This is a genomic window from Glycomyces salinus (assembly GCF_016428645.1).
GTDB classification, from domain to species: domain Bacteria; phylum Actinomycetota; class Actinomycetes; order Mycobacteriales; family Micromonosporaceae; genus Glycomyces; species Glycomyces salinus.
Window position 1 is genome coordinate 1 of sequence record NZ_JAELXW010000011.1, and the last position, 24,996, is coordinate 24,996.

Here is a 24,996-nt window from a genome sequence, read left to right on the forward strand (position 1 = left end):
CCGGTCCCCTCCGCGCCCCGCGGCCGGGCATGTCGCCACCCAAGATCTGAGCCGTGTTGCCGGGAGCCCTTCATTCGGAGGACACCGCCGTTTCCTGAGGTGGAGCCGCGTCAGCGCCCGTGACAGCGCCATGTCAGGCCGGTGTCAGCACGGGCGCCGACGCTTGCCCGCATGAACGAAACAGCGATTGCGGTCTCCGGACTGCGGAAGGCGTTCGGGGACAAGGTCGTGCTCGACGGCATCGACCTGGACGTCCCCGAAGGCACCATATTCTCCCTGCTCGGCCCCAACGGGGCCGGCAAGACCACGACGGTCAACGTGCTCACCACGTTGACGAGGGCCGACGGCGGAACGGCGCGCGTCGCCGGGCACGACGTCGCCACCGAGCAGAAGGCGGTGCGGTCGGCGATCGGCGTCACCGGCCAGTTCGCGGCCGTGGACGAACTGCTGACCGGCCAGGAGAACCTCCAGCTGATGGCGGACCTGAGCCCGGTGCCCCCGAAAGAGGGCAAGCGGATCGTCGCGGACCTGCTGGAGCGCTTCGAGTTGACCGAGGCGGCGGGCAAGCCCTCCTCGACCTACTCCGGCGGAATGCGCCGCAAGCTCGACCTGGCGATGACCCTGGTCGGCAGCCCGCGGGTCATCTTCCTCGACGAGCCGACCACCGGGCTGGACCCGCGCAGCCGCCGCACGATGTGGTCGATCATCCGCGAACTGGTGGCCGACGGCGTGACCGTCTTCCTCACCACCCAGTACCTCGAGGAGGCCGACCAGCTCGCCGACCGCATCGCGGTCCTCGACCAGGGCCGCCTGGTCGCCCAGGGCACCTCCGACGAGCTCAAGCGCCGCATCCCCGGAACCCACGTCCGGCTCCGGTTCACCAGCGCCGCCGAACTCGACGCGGCCGAACCGCTCTTCCCCGGCGCCACCCGGGACTACGAGGCGCTGTCCCTGCGCGTGCCCGGCGACGCGGGCACGCGGTCCCTGCGGGCCCTGCTCGACCGGCTCGACGAGCACTCCCTCAACGCCGAAGAACTCTCGGTCCACACGCCCGACCTCGACGACGTCTTCCTCGCCCTGACGGGCCACACCACGGAGGTGGAAGCGAAATGAAGTCCCATTCGATGGTGATGTTCCGCCGGAACGTCAAGCACGTCGCCCGGAACCCGTTCTCGGTGTTCAACGGCATCCTGATGCCGGTCATCGTCATGCTGATGTTCGTCTACATGATGGGCGACGCCTTCGACGTCGGCGTCGACTACATCGACTACTCGACACCGGGCCTGATGGCGCTGGCCGTCTGCTACGGGCTGTCGGGCATCGCGCTCGCGGTCAACTCTGACATGACCAAGGGCATCATCAACCGCTTCAAGGTCATGGACGTCTCCCGCAGCGCGGTGCTGAACGGCCACCTCATCGCCAGCGTGCTGACCAACCTGGTCGCCGTCGCCGCCCTCACCGGGGTGGCGTTCCTGCTGGGTCTCGACCCGGCGGCGGGAGTCGCCGAGTGGTTCGGCATCGCCGGCATGGTCGTCCTGCTCAGCATCGCGGCCGGCTGGATGACCGTCGCGATGGGCCTGGCCGCGAAGACCCCGGAGACGGCGGGCATGGCGACCGTGCCGCTGGTGATGCTGCCGTTCTTCAGCAGCGCGATCGTCCCGGCGGACGCGATGGGGACCGGGCTCAAGCAGTTCGCGGAGTATCAGCCCCTGACTCCGATCATCGAGACCGTGCGCGGACTGCTGGCCGGCTCGCCGGACGGCACCGACGCGATCATCGCCGTCGCCTGGTGCGTCGGCATCGCATTCATCGGCTACCTCTGGGCCAACGCCACCTTCAAGAAGCGGGCCTGACCGGTGGGCGCCGACTAGAACCTTCCTCAACACCCACACCCGAAGCCGTCTCGGTGGACCGCAAGCCACCGGGGCGGCTTCGGGCCGTCCCGGTCAGTCGCGCGGGACTGGATCTCACGCTGAGTCCGGCCGCCGCCCTGGTCGATCAGCCCGCGTTGGAGATATAGCCCTCGAGCTGTTCCTTCTCGAACTCGAGCTGCCCGATGCGTCCCTTCACGACGTCGCCGATGCTCACGATGCCCGCCAGGACACCGCTGGCGGTGAGGACCGGGACGTGCCGGACTCGCTGCTCGGTCATCAGCAGCATCAGGTCCTCGAGGGAGTCCTCGAGGGCGCATGTGTGCACGTCGGCGGTCATGATCCGCGAGACGGGCGCGTCCAGCAGATCGGGATCGGCGTGGAGGCCCCGGGCGACGTCGCGCTCCGAGGCGATACCGGCTACCGCGAGGCCGTCCGCACTCACCACGAGCGCGCCCAGATTATGCTCGGCCAGCTTGGCCAGCAAGGCGCGCACCGGCTCCTCGGGCCGGACGGTGACCACGACGGACCCCTTGGATCGCAGAATGTCACTTATTCTCACAGCGACCCTCCCGTGTGTATATCGGGTAATCCCTCACGATACAGGAGCCAAGGCCGGTGAAACAGAGCAAATGCCGGAAGAATGCGGCCCGGCGGGCTACGACCGCTCCACCGGAGGAGTGGTGCTTTCGCGGACGACCAGTTCGGTGGCGAGCTCGATCCGGGCCCGGGGGAGGGGACGGCCCTGGGAGAGGGCGACGACCATCTCCGCCGCCGTCGTGGCCATCTCCTTGAGCGGCTGGCGGATCGTGGTCAGCGGCGGGATGTTCCACTCCGCCATCGGCAGGTCGTCGAAGCCGACGACGCTCATGTCCCGGGGAATGCGCAGCCCGGCCTCGGCGGCCGCCTGGTAGACGCCGAGGGCCTCGCCGTCGTTGCAGGCGAACACGGCGGTCGGGGGATCGGGCAGCCGCAGCAGCTCGCGCGTGAAGCGCCGTCCGTCCTCGATCTGGAAGTCGCCGTGGCACACCAGGTCGGGATCGACCGCGACTCCGGCCATGTCGAGCGCGGCCCGGTAGCCGTCCAGTCGCGCCCGAGCCGCCAGCATGTGCTCGGGACCGGTGATCACGGCGATGCGGCGGTGGCCCAGATCGAGCAGATGCCGGGTCGCCGCGAGGCCGCCGTTCCAGTTCCCGGCCCCGACCGACGGCACCTCGTGGCTCGGCTCCCCGGTGGGGTCGACCATCACCAGTGGAATGTCGCGGCTGCGGACCTGGTCCAACTGCCGGTCGGTCAGGCTCGAGAAGACCGAGATGATCCCGGTCGGGCGGCGCGCCAGCACGTCCTCGACCCAGCCGCGGCCGGGCGTGTGGCGGCCCTGCAACTCGGTGACGACCACGCCGAGGTGCTCGCCCCGGGCCACCTCCGCCACCCCGTTGAGGATCTCGATCCCGTAGAGCCCCTGAAGCTCGTGGAAGACCACCTCCACCAGCGGATTCGCCTTCATGGGCCGCTTCTGCCTCCGGTAGCCGTGCTGGCGTATGAGCGCCTCGACCAAGTCCCGGGTACCGGGAGCGACGTCGACCCGCCCGTTCACCACCTTCGAGACGGTAGCGACAGAGACCCCCGCCCGCTCGGCGATCTGAGCGATGGTCAGCGGCCCGGCGTTCGTCGCGTCATCGGCGCTGCTGTCAGGACTGGAGGTCATCGCGAAAGTTTAGCGTCATGTCGTCGAAGCGCTTTCCAAGGTGATCGGCGATGTCACGGCTCACCGCGGAGGCCGAGCCCGTCCCGTCGCGGATTCCGGACACTGAACATAGAGGATCGACACCCGAATGCGAGCTCGGAGACAGGTCGTCTGCAACGGCATCGAGATTTCATACCTGGTCGACGGTCGGCCCAATGCGCCGGTGGTGGTGGTGCTGATCCACGGCGGCAGCCTCGATTCTGGTTCCTGGGCGGAAGTGCTGGACGAGCTCGTGGAGGACCATCGGGCGTACGCGCCGGAGATGCGGGGCCACGGGCGAGGCAGTTGGACACCGACGTATTCGTTCGATCTGCTCGCCGAGGATGTCGACGGCTTCGTCGAGTCGCTCGGGTTGTCGGAGGTCGCGTTGGTGGGGCGCTCAATCGGGGGCGCCGAGCGTATACCCGATGCCCGGGTCGAGGTCATCTCGGTCGGACACGGCATACATGAGGACGCTCCGGAGCGGTTCCTGCGGGCGCTGCTCGCGTTCTTGAGGCGGTGAACCTCACGCACCCCGGCGTTCGATCGGGCTGATTCCGAGGGCGGGGTCCGTGGAGGTGTTCTCAGTGTGTTCAAGCGTTTACTCTTTCTTGAGCTGCGGTGGGGGCGGGTAGTGGGGTGGGGGACTTGACTCGTATATGTAAGCGCTTTAATCTTGGTGACGCTCGGCCCAAGGATTTGTCCGGGATGTGATCTGGAGGTGGTCGCGCCGGCGGGTGTCGTCGGTGGCTCGGCTCGTTCCGGGGTCCGAGAGGACGCCCCCGCGTGGGCGCGGCAGCGGGTGGACCGGCCGTGATGGCCCCGGAGAGCCACCCGTCGGCGGCCCGCGCGTTCCGAAGAGAGAAGAAAGAGGTGGCCTGCGGGTGCCACGAATACCACTGCCGCCGACCGACGGGATCGGCTCGCCGTACACCGGATGGACCAGGGCCCACTGGGAGGCGGTCGCCGACCACCTGCTCGAAGCGGTCGTTCCGTTCGCGACGCCTGATTTCGCGCAGATCCGCCTGCCGGGGCGGACCGGTCGGGCCGGGCTGGAGAGCGACGGTCTGGAGGGGTTCGCGCGCACGTTCCTGCTCGCCGCGTGCCGCATCGGCGGCATCAAGCGGGCCGGAGACGCCGCCACCGGCGAGGTCGAGGACCGGCTGCTGGAGCGGTACGCGCGCGGCCTGGCGGCGGGCACCGACCCCGGTCACCGCCACGCCTGGCCGCAGATCTCGGACTGCTCCCAGCAGCTGGTCGAGGCGGCCTCGATCGCCGTGGCGCTGCACGAGACCCGGCCCTGGCTGTTCGACAGGCTCGACCCGGCCGTCCGCGAGCGGGTCGTGGGCTGGCTCGCCGGCGTCATCGGCAAGCGCACCCGCAACAGCAACTGGGCGCTCTTCCCGGTCGTGATCGAGCAGTTCCTCGCCTCCGTGGGCGGACCGCACGCTCCCGAGGACATCGAGGGCGGCCTGGACCGGATCGAGCAGTGGTACGCCGGCGACGGCTGGTACACCGACGGCGACGGCCAGTCCTTCGACTACTACGCCGGCTGGGCCATGCACCTGTACCCGCTGCTGTGGGCCCGCATGTCCGGAGACGAGGACCGCGGAGCGCTCTACCGCGAACGTCTGCGGCTCTTCCTGTCCGGATACCAGCACTTCTTCGCCGCCGACGGCGCGCCGATCCACCAGGGTCGGTCGCTCTGCTACCGGTTCGCCGCCGTCTCTCCCCTGTGGCTGGGGGAGCTGTCGGGCGCCGGACCGCTCCCGCCGGGCCGGACCCGCCGAATCGCCAGCGGCGCGCTGCGGCACTTCGTCGAACGCGGCGTCCCCGACTCCCGCGGTCTGCTCAGCCTCGGCTGGTACGACCGGTTCCTGCCCTCCACGCAGGCATACTCCGGTCCGGCCTCCCCCTACTGGGCGAGCAAGGCGTTCCTCGGCCTGCTCCTGCCGCCCGACCACCCCGTGTGGACGGCCCGGGAGGAGGGAGCGCCGATCGACGAGGACGACCAGGTCGTCGCGCTGCCGGCACCGGGCTGGATCCTGCACGGCACCCGGCACGACGGCGTGGTGCGGCTGCTCAACCACGGCAGCGACCGGGCCCGCCACCAGAGCCCGGACGGTATGGACGACCCGCACTACTCGCGCATCGCCTACTCCACGCACACCGCCCCCGAGACCGGCGAAGAGGCGCGGCGGCGCGCGGTCGACGGCCACGTCGCCGTGCACGACCGGGACGGCGCGGTCTCGCGTCGGCGCTACATCCAGCGCATCGGCGTGTTCGACCGGTTCGCCGCCTCCGCCTACGAGGACGAGCTGCCCTCCGGCCCGGTCCGCGTCGAGACCGCCTCGGTCGTCCGCGGCCCCTGGGAGGTCCGCATCAGCCGGGTCACGGCCTCGGCCGGGACCACCGTCAGGGACGGCGGCCACAGCCTGGCCCACGAAAGCCGGCCGACCGCCCGCTCCGGCGACGCCTGGTCGCTGGTCACGCGGCCTGACGGCCTCGGCAGCGCGATGGTCGCGCTGCACGGCTACCAGACCGCCGGGGTGGCGCGGGCCGCCTCGGCCAACGCCTTCGGCCCCTGCTCGGCCGCGCCCTGCCTATCGGCGCCCGACCATCCGGGCGGCACCACGATCCACGCGTCCCTGGCGGTCCTCACCGGCGACCGCCTCGACCCGGCCGCGCTGGCCGAGTCGGTGCGCGCCGAGGTCGACGGCGACCAGGTCACGGTGCGCTTCCCCGACGGCGAGCGAGTCGAAGTGACCCTGGGGGAGCGGCCCGCTTACGCGCGCCACCCGGCCGACGCCGCCGAGGCGGTGCACTGGCCCGGCTGACCGGCCCCGGCTTGACACCTTCTCGACGACCGGGAATCATTGTTTCTGAAACCGGTTGTCGAAAATTTTCAAGCAAGGTGGATTCGGTGGCGCGTAAGGCAGGCAAGTCCGAGGACGGGGCACGGCAGTCGACCATCCGCGAGGTCGCCGAACACGCCGGGGTCTCCATCGCCACCGTCTCCCGGATCCTGTCGGGCAGCTATCCGGCCTCCCCGGCCACCCGCGGCAAGGTCATGCGAGCGGTCGAGGAGCTGGACTACGTCGCCAACGTCCACGCCCGCGCGCTGGCCGGCACCTCGCGCAAGAGCGTGGCCATCGTCGTCAATTCGGTGGTCTCGCCGCACTACGCGCATGTAGCTCAAGGCGTCCAGGCGCAGACGGCCGAGGCCGGCCAACTGTGCCTGATCGGCACCACCGGAGGGGACGCCGAACGCGAACTGGACATGGTCCGGTTCATGCGCGAGCAGGGCGCCCAGGCGGTGATCCTGGTCGGGAACGTCGCGGTCGACGACTCCTACCGGGCCCGCATGAGCCGGTACGCGCACGCGCTGGCGGCGATCGGTTCGCGGCTGGTGCTGTGCGGGCGGCCGCCGCTGGGCCCTGACACCCCGGCGGTGGTCGTGGAGTGCGACTACATCGGCGGGGCGTTCGCCGCGACCAGCCACCTGCTGTCGGCCGGGCACAAGCGGATCCTCTTCCTCGGCAGCCGCCCCGGCTACACCACCGCCGAGGCCCGCGCCACCGGCTACCGGAACGCTCTGGCCGCGCACGGAGTGCCGCATGACCCGGACCTGGAGATGGAGGGCAGCTTCCTGCGGTTCGAGGGCTACCGGATGATGACCGAGCGCCTCGACTCGGACCGAATGGACTTCACGGCCGTGTTCGCCTGCAACGACCAGCTCGCGGCAGGGGCCCGGCAGGCCCTGGTCGAGCGCGGCCTGGGCGTGCCCGAGGACGTGTCCATGGTCGGCTTCGACGACCTGCCGCCGGCGGCCGACATCAACCTGACCACCATCTACCAGCCGCACGAGGAACTCGGGCGCACCGCCGTGCGGCTCGCGATGGAGCACGCCGAGCACGGCGGCCCCCCGCCGCACACGGTCCTCGGCACCCACCTGGTGGTGCGTGATTCGGTCCGGCCTCTGGTCGGGCCGCGACCGGGCGACTAGGACTCGGTGGGGTCGGTGGGCATGGGGTAGGGTTCGGCCTCGCTCATCCTCTCGTCGTCCCAGTACTCGCTGAGCTCCTCGCCCTCCAACTGCTCGGCGGGTGCGCTGTCGGGACTGACGATCTCGTCCGGGGCCGGCTCGCCGGGCGACTGGCCCGGACGCGAGACGGCGAGAACGACGCTTCCGATCGCCACCAGGACGGTGACGCCCGCCACCAGGTATACCGTTCGACTGACCATGGCTTCCTCCCGACGGTCGGGGGCGGCGGTGCCACCGCCCCCGATCTGTTCATCGCCTTACAGGGCGCTCATCTGCGTGTAGAAGTTCCAGACCGAGTCGTCGAAGTAAGGACTGAAGTTCGCTCCATCCGACGACCGCCAGGTGGACATGGTTCCATTCGCCACTCCGAGTCCGGTGTAGACGGAAGAGTAGTTCATCAGCCATGGACCGCCGCTGGCTCCGAAGTTGAAGTCGCAGTCCAGCCTCACCTGGGGGTTGAACAGCCCTGCCCGGGACACGTCGCCCCAGCAGTGCCACTGAATCTGGTTGTTGTCGTGGTTCTGCGGATAGCCGATCACGTGCAGTTCGTGCCCGTAGCCCTGGCCGGTGGAGAGTCCATGGCCGCCGGTGACCTGGGTGAGGTTCTGTCCGCTGGAGTTCGGACTGACCAGGTACATGCCGACGTCGCGCTGGAGATTGCCGCTGCTGTACCAGGAGCTGAAGACGTTCTCGGTGGCGTAGATTCCGTTCCAGGTCCCGCGCGGGCGGTTCCCGTTGTTATAGCCGGGTATGAAGATCACGTTCGTGGACCAGCTCGACGCGGATCCGTTGCCCGCGTGCAGGCAGTGTCCCGCGGTCAGCACCACGCTCTGGTTGCCGCTCGAGACGGCCGAGGCGGAGCAACTGTACGAGCCGCCGTCCTGGTTGAAGAACATCCGGCCCGTCGCGTAGGAGTGGTCCACCTGGGTGTCCACGCCGCCGTCGGGCATGCTCGGTGCGATCTCCCGAACCATCCCGGGATCGAAATCCGTCACCGGGTCGGGGGCCGACTTCGGCTGCGCCAGGTCGAGTGGCACCGTATCGGCGATGCGCTCGTCGGTCCAGTAGGCGTCGAGGTCCTTCTGCGCGCCCACGGCGGGGCCCGTTGGCGAGGCCAGGTCGGCTACGACCTCGTCCGCCCGGTCCGACTCGGCCGTGGCGGAACCTGGAAGGAAGAACACGGCGGCGAGGACCGCCGAGATGAGGATCGCGAGCAGCTTCGCCGGTCGCCTGATTTCATGGGGGAGTATCAAGAATCCTCCTAGAATCTCGAAAGAATGGGGTTTCGTAAGTCAACATAATGTGGATTGTTCATGATCACAATGGGCAAAGATTGATCAGTTTTAAATGGAGCGGGTCCATGGTTCAAAACCGATCTTGTTTATTGAAGATTACGAATATAACTACGATCGACCGTGTAACGAAGTCACAGCTCTTCAACTATCTCGTGGGATATTCAGGCGAGGCTAGTCGTCTGCTCAGGAGGCATACTTCTTCATGAATGTTGCTGTCAGAGCACGGATGTGCTCGAGTGGGCGGCGGAGAGTTCAGGGGCTGGTGGTGCGAGCAGTGGCTGAGGAGTCGCGTGCTGTAGTGATGTGATTATCCGGGTCCCCTGGTCGGGTAAGAGGTGTGAAAGGATCCCGGAAATCGGTGCGGATCGGTTACTGAACAGGATTGAACGACCCGGAGAGTTCACTTTGAATCTCCATTGTCGGCATTTTTGAGATAGATTGGAACTGTCACAATGAGAGGTCCCGGGCGGAACGACGGTCCAACTAGAGTCCACGCACATCTCCACGAGCGGTGCCGCTCCACCGGACCGGCGCGCAGGTCTACCATGTGAGCTCTGCCTATATGGGAGGCGCGCCTTGAGCGGTTTCATCGAGACCCACGCGGTCACGAACCAGCCTCCGCCGCTGGTCGACCGGAACCTGTTCGACACGAACACGCCCCTGCGCGAGGCCGCCGAATGGTCGGGCGCGGGCTGGATCGCCGGGCGGGCGAGCGCGCTCGGCGAGGTCCTGGCCGGCGCCGAGGCCGCCGGATGGGCCGAGGAGGCCCACCGGCACCCGCCGGTGCTGCGGACCCACGACCGCTACGGCAACCGCGTCGACGAGGTCGACTTCCACCCCTCCTGGCACCACCTCATGCGGCTCGCGGTCGAGAACGGCGCGCACGCGCTGCCCTGGGCCGAGCCGAGGCCGGGCGCCCACGCCGCGCGGGCGGTGCTGCTGTCGATGCTCGCCCAGACCGAGCCCGGGCACTGCTGCCCGATCTCGATGACCTACGCCGCCGTCCCGGCCCTGCGCGCGAGCCCCGAACTGGCCGCCGAATGGGAACCGCGCATCACCGCCCCCGTTTACGACCCCGGCCTGCGTCCGCCCCAGTCCAAGAGCGGCGTGCTCGTCGGCATGGCGATGACCGAGAAGCAGGGCGGCTCCGACGTCCGCGCCAACACCACGACCGCGACCCCGACCGGGGAGGGCACCTATGTGCTGCGCGGGCACAAGTGGTTCTGCTCGGCGCCGATGAACGACGCGTTCCTCGTCCTCGCGCAGGCCCCCGGCGGGCTCTCGTGCTTCCTCTTGCCCCGCGTCCTCCCCGACGGCACCCGCAACGCGATCCGCTTGCAGCGCCTGAAGGACAAGCTCGGGAACCGCTCCAACGCCTCGGCCGAGATCGAACTGGACGACGCGGTCGCCCACCTGGTCGGCCAGGAGGGACGCGGGGTGCCCACCATCATCGAGATGGTCGGCCACACCCGCTTGGACTGCGTCATCGCCACCGCCGCCGGGATGCGCCAGAGCGTCGCCGAGGCCGCCTGGCACGCCGCGCACCGCAGTGCCTTCGGCCGGCGGCTGATCGATCAGCCGGCCATGACGCAGGTCCTGGCCGACCTGAGCGTCGAGTCCGAGGCCGCCACCGCCATGATGATGCGCCTGGCCTCGGCCTACGACGAACCGGCCGAGGCCCCGTTCCGGCGGCTGGCGACCGCCGTCGCCAAGTACTGGGTGTGCAAGCGCGGTCCGGCGCACGCCGCCGAGGCCCTGGAATGCCTGGGAGGCAACGGCTACATCGAGGAGGCGTCGCTGGCGCGACGTTACCGCGAGCAGCCCCTCATGTCCATATGGGAGGGATCGGGGAACGTCATCTGCCTCGACGTCCTCCGCGCGCTGGCCTCGGCCCCCGAGACCGCCGAGGCGGTCCTGGCCGAGATCGAACCGGCCGCCTCCTCCGACGCCCTCCTCGGCGCGCACCTCGAGCGCCTGAAGCAGACCCTCGCCGCGGGATCGGACCAGGCCGAGGCCCGCCGCCTCACCGAGGACCTCGGCCTGGCGCTCCAGGCGTCCCTGCTGATCCGCCACGCCCCGGCCGAGGTCGCCGACGCGTTCTGCGCCTCGCGCCTCGGACCCGGCCGCGGCCTGAACTACGGCGCCGTGCCGACCCCGGCGGCGGAGGCGATCGTCGCCAGGCACCTCCCGGGCCCTGGGGCTCAGAGCTCCATGTAGTCGATGTTCGGCAGGCCGCCCGAGCCGGTCGCCACCAGTGCGACGGTGTTCGCCACTTCCTCCAGGTCGACGGTCACGGTCTCGGTCGACCAGCCGTTCCAGGCGCCGGTGGGCTCGAACGAGACCGAGGCGGCGGGGGAGCCGTCGACGACCACGTCGGCGTCCCGGGCGCTCGACGTGCCGTTGGCGAACCGGATCTCGATCGCGACCGGGCCGGTTCCGTCGGCCTCGACGCTGAACGTCGCGGCCGCCCCGACGGTGTTCTCGGTGTTGCAGAACCCGCTGCCGGAGTAGCCGGAGTGGTTCGAGTCGATCGTGCCGTCGCAGTCGGCCGACGCGTCCTCGGCCTCGTAGCGGTCGGAGCCGGGCTCGTCGCCGTCGCCGAAGTCCGCGCCGAGGCCCGGATAGCCCTCCGGCCGCAGGAAGTCCGTGGCCGGGATCGAGCCGTCCGCCTCGCGCGGCCCCTTGATGGCCGCGGCATCGGTGCTGACCAGGTCGGCGTCGCTCCAGTCGTCCTTGATGTCCCAGGAGTTCCCGCTCCCGCCGGAGGCACCGAGGCTGGCGGCGTCGGTGTTGGAGACCGAGAGGTTCCGGTTCAGGGTCGAGGTCGAGCGGTCGAAGACGAACCCGGTGCCGCCATTGGCCCAGGCGGTGTTGTTCTCGATGCTCAGCGAGGCGGTGTTCCCGTTGTCGATGACGCCGTGGTGGGCGTTGTCGAAGGCGATGCTGCCGGTCACGACGTGGTTCGCGTCGCCGCGGCCGAGCTTGAAGCCGTTGCCGTCGCCCTCCCAGTCCGGGAAGCCCCAGCGGTCGAAGCCGTTGCCCCAGGCCGCCGAGTCCTCGATCGTGATCGGGGACAGGAAGTCCCAGGAGTCGAAGCCGTCGTCGGCGTTGTTCCACGTCCGGGCCCCGACGACGACGTTGCCCGATCCGGAGCCCTGCTTGATGGCCAGGCCGTCGGCGCTCTCGCCGTTCTTGCGCGGGTCGCGGTTGCCGTAGCTGTCGAGGTTGATGACCTGGTTGTCGCTGGAGTCCAGGACCAGGTGCAGGCCGGTCTCGTAGTTGTCGCGGGTGACCAGGTCCCGGTAGACGTTGTGGCTGGACTCGATGGCGAAGATGCCGTAGGGCCCGTTGATCAGCTCCAGGCCCTCGAACCGCCACCAGTCCCCGGCGACGTGGATCGCGCCCCGCTCGATGCGCGGATACGACTCGCCGACCGGGGCCGGGGTGTTCGGCATGTTCTCCCCGTCGATGACCACGTGCTCGCCGCCGTAGGCGCGCATGGTGATCGGCTCGGATGAGGTGCCGCTCGTCTCGATGCGGATGTTGACCTCGGGCGCGTAGGTGCCGCCGCGGATCTGGATCACGGTGCCGGGTTCGGCCAGATCCACGGCGCGCTGGACGCTGCGCAGGGGCGATGAGACGGTGCCGGGGTTGGAGTCGCTGCCGTCGGTGGCGACGGTGAGCGTCCCGGTCTGGGCGGTGGCCGGCTGCGACAGCGCGAGGGCCGCGAGCAGGCCGAGTGCGGCCGTCGCGATCGCGACCGGCAGCGCTCTCGGTCGGTGTCGGGTGCTGCTGACGGACATGGGATATCGGCCCCTCTCGGGTCGGTGACGAGTGGATGCAAACGGTTGCACGCAACCTGTCCGAGCAGCGTAGCGACGAATCGACATTGAAGTCAACTATTCAGATGTATGAATCAAACGGCGCGACCGCGGGAGCTCCCGCGCCTCTTCCGCGGAGGTGGGGGACAATCCCCGCATGGCACAGCGCTCCCGACATCCCCGAAAGCCCCGTCCGGCCGCCCGGCCCGAGGCGTGCCCGTGCGGCAGCGGTACCGGCTACGCCGAATGCTGCGGCCCGCTGCACTCCGGGGCGGCCAGGGCCGGGACCGCCGAGGCGCTCATGCGCTCGCGCTACAGCGCCTTCGCGGTCGGCGACACCGCCTACCTGCTGCGCACCTGGCATCCGCGCACCCGTCCGGCCGGGATCGACCTGTCCGGCGGCCTGACCTGGACCGGCCTGGAGATCACCGGCACCTCCGGCGGCACCGCGCTGCACACCACCGGCACGGTCGCCTTCCGCGCCCGCTTCAACGACGCCGACGGGCCCGGCGTCCAGGTCGAGACCAGCGCGTTCGAGCGGGTCGACGGCGATTGGCTCTACGTCGAGGCGGCCGATCCGGGAGTGCCGTAGCGGGGCCCTGGCCGGCGGATCTCCGCTGTCGAGACCACTCGAAACCGCAGTGGTATGTGATATGTTACTGTCGACGCGGCGGCACGGAGACGGCGATCCGTGCGACGCCCAGTGGCATATCACATGTCACATAGAAGACCGATGCAAATGCGAACGGGCACCGGACCGGACGGCACGCGAGCGGCGCCTCGCGTTCCCCGGATCGGCCGACCGGTCGCGAGGGCACCGTGGCCCGCAGGTTCGCAGAACCACCGAAGCCAGCAGCTCCGGCCCCCGGGCAACCGACGGGACCGACCGGCGCGAAGAAGCGATTGGAATTCCCTCATGATCAAGAAACTGACGCGCGCCTCGGCGGGCCTGGCGGCAGCGGCACTGCTGCTGTCGGCCTGTTCGGGCGGCAGCGGCGGCTCCGAGGACGGCGGCGGAGACGGCCCCGTCTCCGGCGGAACCGTCCACATGCTCCAGAACGCCGACTTCTCCTACCTCGACCCGGCCCGCGGCTGGGACGGCGGCGTGAACGCGTTCTACCGGCTGATCTACCGCGGCCTGACCATGCAGGCGGCCGGCGACGCCGAGGACCCCAACGCGATCGTCCCCGACCTGGCCGAAAGCCTCGGCACCGCCTCGGAGGACGGTCTCACCTGGACCTACACCCTCAAGGACGACCTGAAGTTCGACAACGGCGACCCCATCACCTCCGCCGAGATGGCCTTCGGCATCTCCCGCGCCTGGGACCCCGAGATCGGCATCGGCTCGCCGTACCTGAAGAAGACCATCGACGCGCCCGAGGACTACCAGGGCCCCTACATCTCCGGCGAGCACCCCGGCATCGAGACCCCGGACGAGAACACCATCGTCTTCCACCTCAAGGAGCCTTTCCCCGAGTTCGACAACGTGCTCGCGCAGCCGAACGCGGTGCCGTTCCCGGTCGACTCCGGAGCCGGGGACGAGTTCATCAACGACATCATCGCCTCCGGGCCCTACACCCTCGAGACCTACACGCCCGGCAGCCTCATCAAGCTGGAGCGCAACGAGCACTGGGACCCGGACACCGACGACGTCCGCAAGGCCTACCCCGACGCCTGGGAGTTCGAGATCGGCCTCGAAGGCGCCACGATCGACGAGCGGCTCCTGGCCGGCCAGGGCGGCGACGTCAACGCCATCTCCGGGAGAGTCCAGCCGGCCACCCTGGCGCGGCTCCAGTCCCCTGAAGTGGCCGACCGGGTCCTGACCGCGGACGCCTACTGCACGACCTACATGGGCATGAACACCACCAAGGCCCCGTTCGACCAGGTCGAGGTCCGCCAGGCGATCAACTACGCGATCGACCGCGAGTCGCTGGTGACCGCCTCGGGCGGCACCCAGCTGGCCGACCCCGCCACCACGATCATCCCCCCGTCGGTCACCGGCCACCGCGACTTCGACCTCTACCCGAGCGATGACAATGCCGGCGACCCCGACCAGGCGGTCGAACTGCTCACCGAGGCGGGACTCGAGGACGGCTTCACCTTCACCCTCGACATCCGCTCGCAGCCGGCCATGCAGGCCCAGGCCGAGGCCATCCAGCAGGCGCTGGCCGAGATCGACGTCGAGGTCGAGCTGAACGTCATCGACACCTCCACCTACTACGAGACGATCGGCACGCCCTCGCAGCAGTCCGACGCCGCCATCACCGGCTGGTGCCCCGACTGGGCCTCCAGCGCCAGCACCATGGTCCCGCCGCTGGTCGACGGGGACGCCATCACCGACAAGGGCAACACCAACCTGGCCCAGATCGACGACCCCGAGATCAACGACCGCATCGACCAGATCATGGCGATGACCGACCTCGAGGCCGCCAACCAGGAGTGGGGCGCCTTCGACGAGGAGGTCATGGCCCTGGCGCCGATGGCCCCGATCCTGTGGGAGAAGGGCATCTTCCTCCCCGGCGAGAACATCGCCGGCTACATCCCCAACACCAGCATGACCGATCTGACGATCATCGGGCTGAAGGACCCGTCCCTGGGCTGATATCCATGACCTTCACTCCGACAGATCTCGAAGTCGAAGGTGCGGCGGGCGGCGAGACGGCGGGCGAATCCCTGCCGGCCTCGCCGCCGGCCTCCGGGCGGCGCCTGGTCCGCACCTTCCTCCGCGACCGCGCGGCCGTCGCCTGCTGCGTCTACATCCTGCTGGTGATCGTCGTCGCCCTGGCCGCGCCCCTGCTGGTCAAGATCAGCGGCTGGGGACCGTACGAGTTCGACCAGAGCGCCGTCGACCCCGATCTGGGCGGCATCCCTCTGGGGACCGCCGGCGGGATCAGCGCCGAGCACTGGTTCGGCGTCGAGCCCGGCAACGGGCGCGACATCTTCGCGCGCATCGTCTACGGCGCGCGCGTGTCGATGACGATCGCGCTCCTGGCGACCGTGCTCACCAGCGTCCTCGGCGTCGTCTTCGGCCTCATCGCCGGATACTTCGGCGGCCGGGTGGACATGATCGTCTCCCGCGTCATGGAGTTCCTCATGGCCTTCCCGGCGCTGATCTTCATGATCGCCGTCCTCTCGGCGCTTCCGGCCGAGAACCGGCAGCTCCTGCTGGTCGTCGTCATCTCCTTCTTCGGCTGGCCGTACCTGGCCCGCATCGTCCGCGGCCAGACCATGTCGATCAAGGAGCGCGAGTTCGTCGAGTCCGCGCGTGCCTCGGGCGCCTCCAGCGCGCAGATCATCTTCAAGGAGATCCTGCCGAACCTCACCTCAACCATCATCGTGATGACCACCCTGGCCGTCCCCGGCTACGTCGGCACCGAGGCCGGGCTGTCGTTCCTCGGCGTCGGCGTCGTCCCCCCGACCCCCTCGTGGGGCCAGATGATCGCCGGCTCCGTGCCCTGGTACGCCGTCGACCCGGCCTACTTCCTGTTCCCGGGGGCCTGCCTGTTCCTGCTCGTCCTGTCGTTCACCGTCCTCGGTGACCGCGTCAAGAAGATCGCCGAGTCCGGGGAGGGCCGGGTATGAGCCGCTTCCTGATCAACCGCGTGCTCGGCATGGCCGTCGTGCTGTTTCTGGTGTGCCTGTTCACCTTCGTGGTCTTCTTCGTCCTCTCGCCCGACCCGGCGGTGCAGATCTGCGGCAAGAACTGCACCCCCGAGGCGATCGACCAGATCCGCGCGAACCTCGGCCTCGACCAGCCGTTCTGGACCCAGTTCTGGACGTTCCTCAGCGGCCTGTTCGCCGGGCGCACCTACGGGACCGGCGCGAACGCCATCGAGTGCGCCGCCCCGTGCCTGGGGTACTCCTTCCAGACCAGCCAGCCGGTCACCGACATGATCGTGCAGCGGCTCCCGGTCTCGGCGACCGTCGCGATCGGAGCAGCGGTGCTGTGGCTGCTCGCCGGGGTCTCGGCCGGACTCGTCAGCGCCGTCCGCGAAGGGCGCTTCGCCGACCGCTTCGTCACCGGCCTCACCCTCACCGGCATGTCCATCCCCAACTACGTGCTGGCGCTGTCGCTCCAGTTCCTGCTCGTGGTCACACTCGGCTGGCTGCCGTTCCCGCAGGCGGTCCCGTTCGCCGACGACCCGGTGCGCTGGTTCCTGAACTTCCTGATGCCCTGGATCGTGCTCGCCATCGGCGCCGCGGCCGTCTACACCAGACTCACGCGGGCCAACGTCATCGACACCCTCCAGGAGAACTACGTCCGCACCGCGCGGGCCAAGGGACTCAGACCCGACCTGGTCTGGCGGCGGCACGCGCTGCGCCCGGCCCTGACCCCGATCGTCACCATCTTCGGCATGGACTTCGCCAACCTGCTCGGCGGCGCCCTCATCACCGAGACCGTCTTCGGGCTCAACGGCATCGGCAAGCTCGCCGCCGACTCGATCACCAAGAACGACCAGCCGGTCATCATGGGAGTCACGCTCCTGGCCGCGTTCCTCGTGGTCGTCGGCAACATGGTGGTCGACCTGACGTACACCGCCATCGACCCGCGCGTGCGAGTGGGGAGCGCCAAATGACCACGACCGCACCCGAAACCGGCGCCGACCCGACGCTGCTGCGCGTCCGCGACCTGACCGTCGGCTTCACCACCGCCCAGGGCCCGGTCGACGTGGTCGAAAACCTCGACTTCGACCTGGAACGGGGCGGCGCGCTCGGCATCGTCGGCGAATCCGGCTCGGGCAAGTCCATGACGAGCCTGGCGATCATGGGTTTGCTGCCCAAGGGCGCCAGGCGCTCCGGTTCCATCGAGTTCGCCGGGACCGAGCTGACCGGCCTGCCCGAGCGGGGCATGCGGGCCGTCCGCGGCGACCGCATCGGCATGATCTTCCAGGACCCGCTCTCGTCGCTGAACCCGTACTACACCGTCGGCACCCAGATCGCCGAGGCGTACCGGTCGCACCGCAAGGGCGTGACCAGGCGGCAGGCGAGGACCGTCGCGATCGAGGCGATGGAGCGGGTCCACATCCGCGACGCCGCCCGCCGCGTCGACCACTACCCGCACCAGTTCTCCGGCGGCATGCGCCAGCGCGTGATGATCGCGATGACCCTCAGCATGGAGCCCGAACTGATCATCGCCGACGAGCCGACCACGGCCCTCGACGTCACTGTGCAGGCCCAGATCCTCGACCTGCTGGCCGAGATCCGCGCCGAGACCGGCGCCGGACTCATCCTCATCACCCACGACCTGGCCGTGGTCAGCGAGGTGACCGACCACATCGTCGTCCTGCGCGACGGCGACCTGGTCGAGGCCGGACCGGTCGAGCGGATCTTCACCGACCCGCAGGAGGAGTACACGCGCATGCTGCTGGACGCCGTGCCCCGCATCGACGACGAGATCGGGCTGCTGCGCACCACCTCGGCCGCGGAGGAGGGGCGATGACCGACACTCCCGAACCCCTGCTGCGGGCCCGCGACCTCGTCAAGGAGTTCGCCATTCCCGGCGGCGGGCCGCTGAGCCGGGCCAGGCGGTTCCGCGCCGTCGACGACGTCTCCCTCGAAGTCCGCACCGGAGAGACCCTCGCCCTGGTCGGCGAGTCGGGCTCCGGCAAGTCCACCACCGCGCGCCTGATCGCGCGGCTCATCGACATCACCAGCGGCTCGATCGAGTTCGCCGGCAGGGAGGTCCACGCTCTCACCGGCCGGGCCCTGCACGCCTACCGCAGCGAGGTGCAGGTCGTCTTCCAGGACCCGTACTCCTCGCTCAACCCCAGGCACTCGGTCGAGCGGATCGTGACCGCGCCCCTGGTCTACCAGCGGCGCCGCGTACCCGGCGGCGCGAGGGCCTTCACCAAGGAGCTCATGGAGCGCGTCGGCCTCGACCCCGACCACTCGGCCCGGTTCCCCTCCCAGTTCTCCGGAGGGCAGGCCCAGCGCATCGGCATCGCCCGCGCGCTCGCCGTCTCACCGAAGCTGATCATCGCCGACGAGGCGGTCTCAGCCCTCGACGTCTCGGTGCAGGCGCAGGTGATCAACCTGCTCCGGCGGCTCCAGGACGAGGAGGGGTTCAGCTACCTCTTCATCGCCCACGACCTCGCGGTGGTCCGCCAGATCGCGACCAGGGTCGCGGTCATGAACGGCGGCCGCATCGTCGAGACCGGCGACCGGGACCAGGTGTTCGAGGAACCCCGCGACGACTACACGAAGAAGCTGCTGTCCGCGATCCCGCGCATCAGGCCCGAGTGGGACGCTGCACGACGGAGGAACGAGCGGGCCCGCCGGGACCGAGAGCGACAGGAGGCGGTCGAATCATGAGAGAAGCGCACGTGGAGTACTCGATGCCGGGCATGCGGGTGCGCGAGCGGACCGTCCGCGTCCCCCTTGACTGGTGGGACCGCGACCGAGGCGAGATCGAGGTCTTCGTCCGCGAGATCGTCGACCCCGACAAGCGCGGCGACGACCTGCCGCTGCTGACCTACCTCCAAGGCGGCCCCGGCGGGGCGAACCCGCGCCCCACCGAGGCCTCCGGCTGGATGGAGGAGGCACTCAAGGACTACCGCGTCGTCCTCGTCGACCAGCGCGGCACCGGACGCAGCACCCCCGTCGACGCCCGCACGGTCGCCGAGATCGGCGACGCGCAGGCCGGCGCCGAGTACCTCGCCAGGTTCCGCGCCGACTCGATCGTCCGCGACCTCGAGCACGTGAGGACGGTGCTCTACGAGGGACGGAAATGGGCCACCCTCGCGCAGAGCTACGGCGGCTGGCTCACCCTCGCCTACCTCTCGCACGCACCGGAGGCGCTGGCGGCCTGCTACGTGTGCGGCGGCATCCCCGGGAACCCCATGAGCGCCGAGGAGGTCTACCGGCGCACCTTCGACCGCGTCGCGGACAAGACCGCCGAGTACTACCGGCGGTACCCCCAGGACGTCGAGAAGGTCGCCGCGATCGCCGACCGGCTCGCGGCGGAGACCGTCCTGCTGCCCGACGGCGACCGGCTCACCGTGCGGCGCTTCCAGTCGCTCGGCCTCGACCTGGGCATGAAACCGGGCCTGGAGCGGATGCACTGGCTGGTCGAGGACGCGTTCATCACCGCGGACCGCCTCTCCGAGGGCTTCCTCGCCGCCGTCCTCGCCCGCACCTCCTCGGCGGCCAACCCGCTGTTCTGGACGCTCCAGGAGTCGATCTACGGCGACGGCGCCAACGGCCCCACCGACTGGGCGGCCCAACGCGAACGCGACCGCCGCCCCGAGTTCGGCGAGGAGGTGCGCCCGCTCCAGTTCACCGGCGAGATGGCCTTCCCCTGGATGTTCGACGAGGTCAGGCTCCTGCGCGGGTTCGGCCCGGCCGTGCGCGACCTGGCCGAGCGCCGCGAGTGGAGCCCGGTGTTCGACGCCGACCGACTCGAATCGAACGAGGTACCGGTGGCCGCGGCCGTCTACTTCGAGGACATGTTCGTCGACTCGGGGCTGCAACTGGACACCCTCAAGGGCCTGGGCAACTCCCAGTCCTGGGTCACCAACGAGTTCGAACACGACGGCATCGGGTCGGGACGGGTCCTCACCCGCCTGCGAGAGATGGTCCGCGACCGAGGAGGCGAGCGCCGATGACCGAAACGAGCCGTCCGCCCTACGCGGGCACCCGCTACCCGAGACTGTCCGAAGTCGAGGCGTTCACCGAGTTCGTCGCGACCGGCTGGAGCGACGAACCGGTACCGGCGACGCCGGTCGAGGGCGCCGCGGGGGCCGCCGCCTCCCACCGCGGGCGGCTGAGCGAGCGCCTCCCCGGCCGGACCGTCGTCGTCTCGGCCGGGACCGCCCCGATCCGCAACGACGACAACGACTACCCCTTCCGCGCCGACAGCGACTTCGTCTGGCTCACCGGCTGCCAGGCCGAAGGCGGCACCCTCGTGATGCGGCCCCGGCCCGGCGGACACGACGCGACCCTGTACCTGCCCCCGCCGTTCCGGCCCGGCGAGACCGGGTTCTTCGGCTCCGTCTCCCACGGCGAACTGTGGGTCGGCGCCTCGCCCGGACTGCGCGAATGGTCCGAGGCGCTCGAGATCGCCGTCGAACCGGTGGCCGCCATCGACGAGGCGACCATCGACGGCGCCCTGGCGAGCGACTCGGTGAGCGAAGCCCTCGTGCGAAAGCATGGGCTCGAACGATCCGCGCTCCTCGAACGCCACCTCTCCCGGTTGCGGATGATCAAGGACGCCTGGGAGATCGAACAGCTCCGCGGAGCGGTCGACGCGACCGTCGCCGGTTTCACCGCCGTCGCCGAGCAGATCCCGCGCGCCGTCCGCGACGGACTCGGTGAACGCTGGCTCCAAGGCACGTTCGACCGCCACGCGCGCACCTTCGGCAACGGCACCGGATACACGACCATCGTCGGCTCCGGCCCGCACGCGCCCGTGCTCCACTGGGTCCGCTGCGACGGGCCGATCCTGCCCGAGGCCGTGATCCTGCTGGACATGGGCGTCGAAGCCCGCAGCCTCTACACCGCCGACGTCACCCGGACCCTCCCGGCGAGCGGTGCCTTCGATACCGAGCAGCGCGCCGTCCACGACCTGGTCGAACGGGCCCACCGGGCCGGGCTGGAACGGATCCGGCCCGGCACGAACTACCTCGACTTCCACTTCGCCGCCATGGAGGTCATCGCCCAGGGCCTGCACGACTGGGGGCTCCTCCCGGTCTCGGTCGACGAGGCCCTGTCCCCGCGGGGCCAGCAGCACCGCCGCTACCTCGCCTGCGGCATCGGCCACCACCTCGGCCTGGACGTCCACGACTGCGGAAGCGCCGAATACGAGGACTACATGGGCGCCGACCTCGAACCGGGCGTGGTGATGACGGTCGAACCCGGCCTGTACTTCCATGCAGGCGACCTCACCGTCCCACCCGAGCTGCGCGGAATCGGCGTCCGCCTCGAAGACGACGTGCTCGTCACCGACACCGGCTCGGAAGTCCTCTCCGCGGCGCTGCCGATCGACGCCGACGGCATCGAAGCCTGGACGAAGGAACAGCAGCGATGACCGCACCGACACCCTTGCGGCCCTTCGCGCTGGAGGCGGTCCGCATCGACGGCGCCAGTGTCTTCGCCCGCGCCCGCGACGAGATCCTGCACCTGGCGCGCGCCTACCCGGTCGACCGCCTGCTGGCCGTCTTCCGCCGCAACGCGGGCCTGGACACCCGCGGCGCGGCCCCGCCCGGCAACTGGGAGGACTTCGGCCACGCCAACGAGGAGCCCTGGAGCGAGACCGACTACCCCGGCCGCGAACGCGCCCAGACCGCGAACCTGCTCCGGGGTCACTACGCCGGGCACTTCCTCTCGATGCTCGCCATGGCCGCGGCCGGAGAGCGGGACCGGTCCCTGCGCGCGAAGACCGAAGAACTCGTCTCCGGACTCGGCGAGGTCCAGGACACCCTCGCCGCGACCGGCCGCTACACCCACCCCGGATTCCTCGCCGCCTACGGCGAATGGCAGTTCTCGCGCCTGGAGGACTTCGCCCCCTACGGCGAGATCTGGGCGCCCTACTACACCTGCCACAAGATCATGGCCGGACTCCTCGACGCCCACCGGCTCACCGGCTCGGACCGTGCCCTGGAGATCGCCACCGCCATGGGCCACTGGGTCCACCACCGGCTCTCGCGCCTCGAACCCGAACGCCGCCAACGCATGTGGTCGATCTACATCGCCGGAGAGTTCGGCGGCATGAACGAGACGCTCGCTCGACTCGCCGCGGCCGCCGCCGAGCCGACCTTCGCCGACACCGCCGCGTTCTTCGACCAGGAGAACCTGCTCGAAGCGGGCGCCTCCGGCGCCGACATCCTCGACGACATGCACGCCAACCAGCACCTGCCCCAGCTCATCGGCTACATCGAGCAGTACGAGCTGACCGGCGAGCGCCGCTACCTCGAAGCCTCGAAGGGCCTGTGGGACCAGATCGTCCCCGGCCGCACCTACGCCCACGGCGGCACCGGCGAGAGCGAACTGTGGGGCCCGCCCGAGACGGTCGCCGGCGACATCGGGCACCGCAACGCCGAGACCTGCGCCAGCTACAACCTGCTCAAACTCGCCCGGAAGCTGTTCGCGCACACCCGCGAGGCGCGCTACATGGACTACTACGAGCGGACCGTCCTCAACCACATCCTCGGATCCCGCAAGACCGCCCGCTCCGATGTCGGCCCCGAGGTCGCCTACATGTTCCCGGTCCACCCCGGCGCGCTCCGCGAATACGACAACGTCGGAACCTGCTGCGGCGGCACCGGACTGGAGAACCACGTCAAATACCAGGAGGCCGTCTACCTCCGGGACGACGACGGCCTGTACGTGAACCTGCCGATCGACTCCGAGGCCGACTGGGACGAGGCGGGCCTGCGCATCGGGCTCGAATCCGGCTACCCCTTGGGGAGCGAGCTCGCGCTCCGCTTCGACCGGCTCGACGGGGCCGAACCCGACCGCGCCGAGCGCACGATCCGCCTGCGCGTCCCCGCCTGGGCCGCGGGCGAACTCGAACTGCGGCTGAACGGCGCGCCGAGCGGCGTCGAACCCGTCCCGGGCGAGTACGCCGCGATCACCCGCGCCTGGCGGCCCGGAGACGAGCTGCGCCTGGACACCCCCGCCGCCCTCCGGGCCGAGGCCACGATCGACGACCCCGGCCTGTGCGCGCTCCGGCTCGGCGCGACCGTGCTGCTGGCGCGGTCCGAATCGACCACCCGCATGCGGTTCCCGCTGGCCGGCCGGCTCGACGGCGGCCCGGTCGAGGGCAGGACCGGCGCCGAACTGCTGGCCGAGCTCGCCCGGGAAGGCACCGTGCGGCTCGACGGCGTCGACTTCGAACCCTGCTGGTCCGGCCTGGAGACCAGGTACCACATGTACGTGCGCTCCAGAGCGGCCGAAGCCGCCTACGCCGGCCGGCCCGGCGGCCCCGGGCTCGCCATCGAGGTCCTCGACGAGCCGGCCCCGTCCGGCTGGTACACGACCGCGCCGACGATCCGCCTGCGCGCCTTCGGCACCGGTGATCGGCCCGGCCTGGAGCTGCGCGTCGCCGGAGGCGACTGGACCCCCTACACCGAGCCGGTCCGGATCACCGCCGAAGGCGAGCACCTCATCGAGGCGCGCGCCACCGGCCCGGACGGGTCCGCGGTCACGGCGAGCCGCGAGATCAGCGTGGACACCGACCCGCCGAAGTCGTACGCGACGGTCAAAGACCTCGGCGCGGGCGTCGAGATCACCCTCCACGCCACCGACGAGGTCTCCGGCGTCGAACGCATCCAGTGGGAGGGCCCCGGCACGTTCTGGGGCACCTTCCAGGAGGCGTTCGTGCGGGCGATCGACGACGAGCCGCAGGTCATCGAGTTCGCCGCGACCGACCGGGCGGGCAACGAGGAACCGCGCCGAAGACTCGTGCTCCCCGGCCGAGAGGGCTCACAATGAACACCGGAACGGAAGGCCGCCCAGACCGTGCGGTGTACCCTGCAAAGCGACGGCATCGGTCTCGACCGTGCGTTACAGAAAGGCAAGCGGGAGAGTGACGTTGCTATCCATCCAACGGCTGGAACCGGGCGAGAGCCTGCGGGCGAGGGTCGAGCGCACCCTGTCGCTGGCCATCATCTCCGGTGAGCTCGCGCCGGGGACGCTGCTGACCGTGCCGACCCTGGCCGAGAGGTTCGACGTGTCGGCCACGCCGGTCCGCGAGGCCATGCTCGACCTGGAGAAGCGCGGCTTCGTCGAGCCGGTGCGCAACAAGGGCTTCCGCGTGACGGCCGTCAGCGACGACCTGCTCCACGACATTGTGGAGATCCGGCTGCTGCTCGAACCGCCCGCCATGGCTCGCCTGGCCGAGTCGTTCCCGGCCGAGCGGCTGGCGGAGTTCCGCACCCAGGCCGACGAGATCGTCACCGGCGCCCACTCGGGCGACCTGACCGCCTACCTCCTGGCCGACCAGCACTTCCATCTCGAACTGACCTCCCTGCTCGGCAACCCCGTGCTGGTGGAGACGATCGCCGAGCTGCGCGCGCGCACCCGGCTGGTCGGGCTCGTCTCGATGCTGGAGACGAGCATGCTCCACGTCTCGGCCGAAGAGCACCACCGGCTGCTCGACAACCTCGCCGCCGGCGACGCGGACGCGGCGGCCGACCTCATGCGGCAGCACATCAGGCACGCCGTCGGCTGGTGGGCCGGCAAGACCGAGGATGACGCGGGGGAGTAGCCCCCGCGGTCGAGTGAACGAATCCGAGTGTCG

The 24,996-nt window shown here is 70.0% G+C and carries 21 protein-coding genes; 16 read left to right on the forward strand and 5 right to left on the reverse strand.

Annotated features, from left to right (window positions below):
• Nucleotides 1-171 precede the first annotated feature (171 nt).
• A complete protein-coding gene (locus tag JFB92_RS04675) occupies nt 172-1,113 on the forward strand; it encodes an ATP-binding cassette domain-containing protein (protein ID WP_199035375.1) in 942 nt (313 codons plus the stop codon).
• Nucleotides 1,110-1,853, forward strand: coding sequence for an ABC transporter permease (locus JFB92_RS04680; RefSeq protein WP_199035376.1), 744 nt, complete (start codon nt 1,110-1,112; stop codon nt 1,851-1,853). Before JFB92_RS04675 ends, JFB92_RS04680 begins: the two co-directional genes overlap by 4 nt.
• A gap of 145 nt (nt 1,854-1,998) precedes the next feature.
• Here the strand turns inward: JFB92_RS04680 and JFB92_RS04685 are convergent, their stop codons facing one another.
• Both JFB92_RS04685 and JFB92_RS04690 read right to left on the reverse strand, forming a co-directional pair.
• Nucleotides 1,999-2,433, reverse strand: coding sequence for a CBS domain-containing protein (locus JFB92_RS04685; protein ID WP_199035378.1), 435 nt, complete (start codon nt 2,431-2,433; stop codon nt 1,999-2,001).
• Nucleotides 2,434-2,529: 96 nt separating this feature from the next.
• Complete coding sequence (locus JFB92_RS04690; protein ID WP_199035379.1) at nt 2,530-3,579, reverse strand: LacI family DNA-binding transcriptional regulator; 1,050 nt, start codon at nt 3,577-3,579, stop codon at nt 2,530-2,532.
• Nucleotides 3,580-3,781: 202 nt separating this feature from the next.
• On the opposite strand from JFB92_RS04690, the gene JFB92_RS04695 reads away from it, so the two are divergent.
• From JFB92_RS04695 to JFB92_RS04705, 3 genes are all read left to right on the forward strand, one after another.
• Nucleotides 3,782-4,120, forward strand: coding sequence for an alpha/beta fold hydrolase (locus JFB92_RS04695; RefSeq protein WP_199035380.1), 339 nt, complete (start codon nt 3,782-3,784; stop codon nt 4,118-4,120).
• A gap of 355 nt (nt 4,121-4,475) precedes the next feature.
• Nucleotides 4,476-6,434 (forward strand): DUF2264 domain-containing protein, encoded by a 1,959-nt coding sequence (locus tag JFB92_RS04700; RefSeq protein WP_372451574.1) that lies wholly within the window; start codon nt 4,476-4,478, stop codon nt 6,432-6,434.
• A gap of 86 nt (nt 6,435-6,520) precedes the next feature.
• Nucleotides 6,521-7,603, forward strand: a complete 1,083-nt coding sequence (locus JFB92_RS04705) for a LacI family DNA-binding transcriptional regulator (protein ID WP_199035382.1) — start codon at nt 6,521-6,523, stop codon at nt 7,601-7,603.
• Here JFB92_RS04705 and JFB92_RS04710 read toward each other — a convergent pair.
• Nucleotides 7,600-7,842, reverse strand: a complete 243-nt coding sequence (locus tag JFB92_RS04710; RefSeq protein ID WP_199035383.1) for a hypothetical protein — start codon at nt 7,840-7,842, stop codon at nt 7,600-7,602. The two genes, JFB92_RS04705 and JFB92_RS04710, sit on opposite strands and share 4 nt — an antisense overlap.
• A gap of 57 nt (nt 7,843-7,899) precedes the next feature.
• The gene (locus tag JFB92_RS04715; protein WP_199035385.1) at nt 7,900-8,895 is read right to left on the reverse strand and encodes a trypsin-like serine peptidase; all 996 of its coding nucleotides are present in this window, start codon (nt 8,893-8,895) and stop codon (nt 7,900-7,902) included.
• Nucleotides 8,896-9,513: 618 nt separating this feature from the next.
• Between JFB92_RS04715 and JFB92_RS04720 the strand changes: the two genes are divergently transcribed.
• On the forward strand, nt 9,514-11,154 hold the full coding sequence (locus tag JFB92_RS04720; protein ID WP_233162324.1) for an acyl-CoA dehydrogenase family protein: 1,641 nt from the start codon (nt 9,514-9,516) through the stop codon (nt 11,152-11,154).
• Here JFB92_RS04720 and JFB92_RS04725 read toward each other — a convergent pair.
• Nucleotides 11,139-12,740, reverse strand: coding sequence for a right-handed parallel beta-helix repeat-containing protein (locus JFB92_RS04725; protein WP_199035386.1), 1,602 nt, complete (start codon nt 12,738-12,740; stop codon nt 11,139-11,141). The two genes, JFB92_RS04720 and JFB92_RS04725, sit on opposite strands and share 16 nt — an antisense overlap.
• A gap of 175 nt (nt 12,741-12,915) precedes the next feature.
• Between JFB92_RS04725 and JFB92_RS04730 the strand changes: the two genes are divergently transcribed.
• The 10 genes from JFB92_RS04730 (at nt 12,916) to JFB92_RS04775 (ending at nt 24,963) form a co-directional block, all read left to right on the forward strand.
• Nucleotides 12,916-13,350, forward strand: coding sequence for a YchJ family protein (locus tag JFB92_RS04730; protein ID WP_199035387.1), 435 nt, complete (start codon nt 12,916-12,918; stop codon nt 13,348-13,350).
• Between the two features lie 324 nt (nt 13,351-13,674).
• The gene (locus JFB92_RS04735; RefSeq protein WP_199035388.1) at nt 13,675-15,360 is read left to right on the forward strand and encodes an ABC transporter substrate-binding protein; all 1,686 of its coding nucleotides are present in this window, start codon (nt 13,675-13,677) and stop codon (nt 15,358-15,360) included.
• Nucleotides 15,361-15,365: 5 nt separating this feature from the next.
• On the forward strand, nt 15,366-16,340 hold the full coding sequence (locus JFB92_RS04740) for an ABC transporter permease (RefSeq protein ID WP_199035389.1): 975 nt from the start codon (nt 15,366-15,368) through the stop codon (nt 16,338-16,340).
• Complete coding sequence (locus tag JFB92_RS04745) at nt 16,337-17,335, forward strand: ABC transporter permease (RefSeq protein ID WP_199035390.1); 999 nt, start codon at nt 16,337-16,339, stop codon at nt 17,333-17,335. The genes JFB92_RS04740 and JFB92_RS04745 overlap by 4 nt, the downstream gene beginning before the upstream one ends.
• Nucleotides 17,332-18,198, forward strand: coding sequence for an ABC transporter ATP-binding protein (locus tag JFB92_RS04750; protein WP_199035391.1), 867 nt, complete (start codon nt 17,332-17,334; stop codon nt 18,196-18,198). Before JFB92_RS04745 ends, JFB92_RS04750 begins: the two co-directional genes overlap by 4 nt.
• Nucleotides 18,195-19,070, forward strand: coding sequence for an ATP-binding cassette domain-containing protein (locus tag JFB92_RS26005; protein WP_199035392.1), 876 nt, complete (start codon nt 18,195-18,197; stop codon nt 19,068-19,070). The genes JFB92_RS04750 and JFB92_RS26005 overlap by 4 nt, the downstream gene beginning before the upstream one ends.
• Entirely contained in the window at nt 19,067-20,362 is a 1,296-nt protein-coding gene (locus JFB92_RS04760) for an alpha/beta fold hydrolase (RefSeq protein ID WP_199035394.1), read from the forward strand. Before JFB92_RS26005 ends, JFB92_RS04760 begins: the two co-directional genes overlap by 4 nt.
• On the forward strand, nt 20,359-21,783 hold the full coding sequence (locus tag JFB92_RS04765; protein WP_199035395.1) for an aminopeptidase P family protein: 1,425 nt from the start codon (nt 20,359-20,361) through the stop codon (nt 21,781-21,783). Before JFB92_RS04760 ends, JFB92_RS04765 begins: the two co-directional genes overlap by 4 nt.
• The gene (locus JFB92_RS04770; RefSeq protein WP_199035396.1) at nt 21,780-24,188 is read left to right on the forward strand and encodes a beta-L-arabinofuranosidase domain-containing protein; all 2,409 of its coding nucleotides are present in this window, start codon (nt 21,780-21,782) and stop codon (nt 24,186-24,188) included. The genes JFB92_RS04765 and JFB92_RS04770 overlap by 4 nt, the downstream gene beginning before the upstream one ends.
• A 94-nt stretch (nt 24,189-24,282) precedes the next feature.
• Nucleotides 24,283-24,963, forward strand: coding sequence for a GntR family transcriptional regulator (locus JFB92_RS04775; protein WP_199035397.1), 681 nt, complete (start codon nt 24,283-24,285; stop codon nt 24,961-24,963).
• Nucleotides 24,964-24,996: the final 33 nt, after the last annotated feature.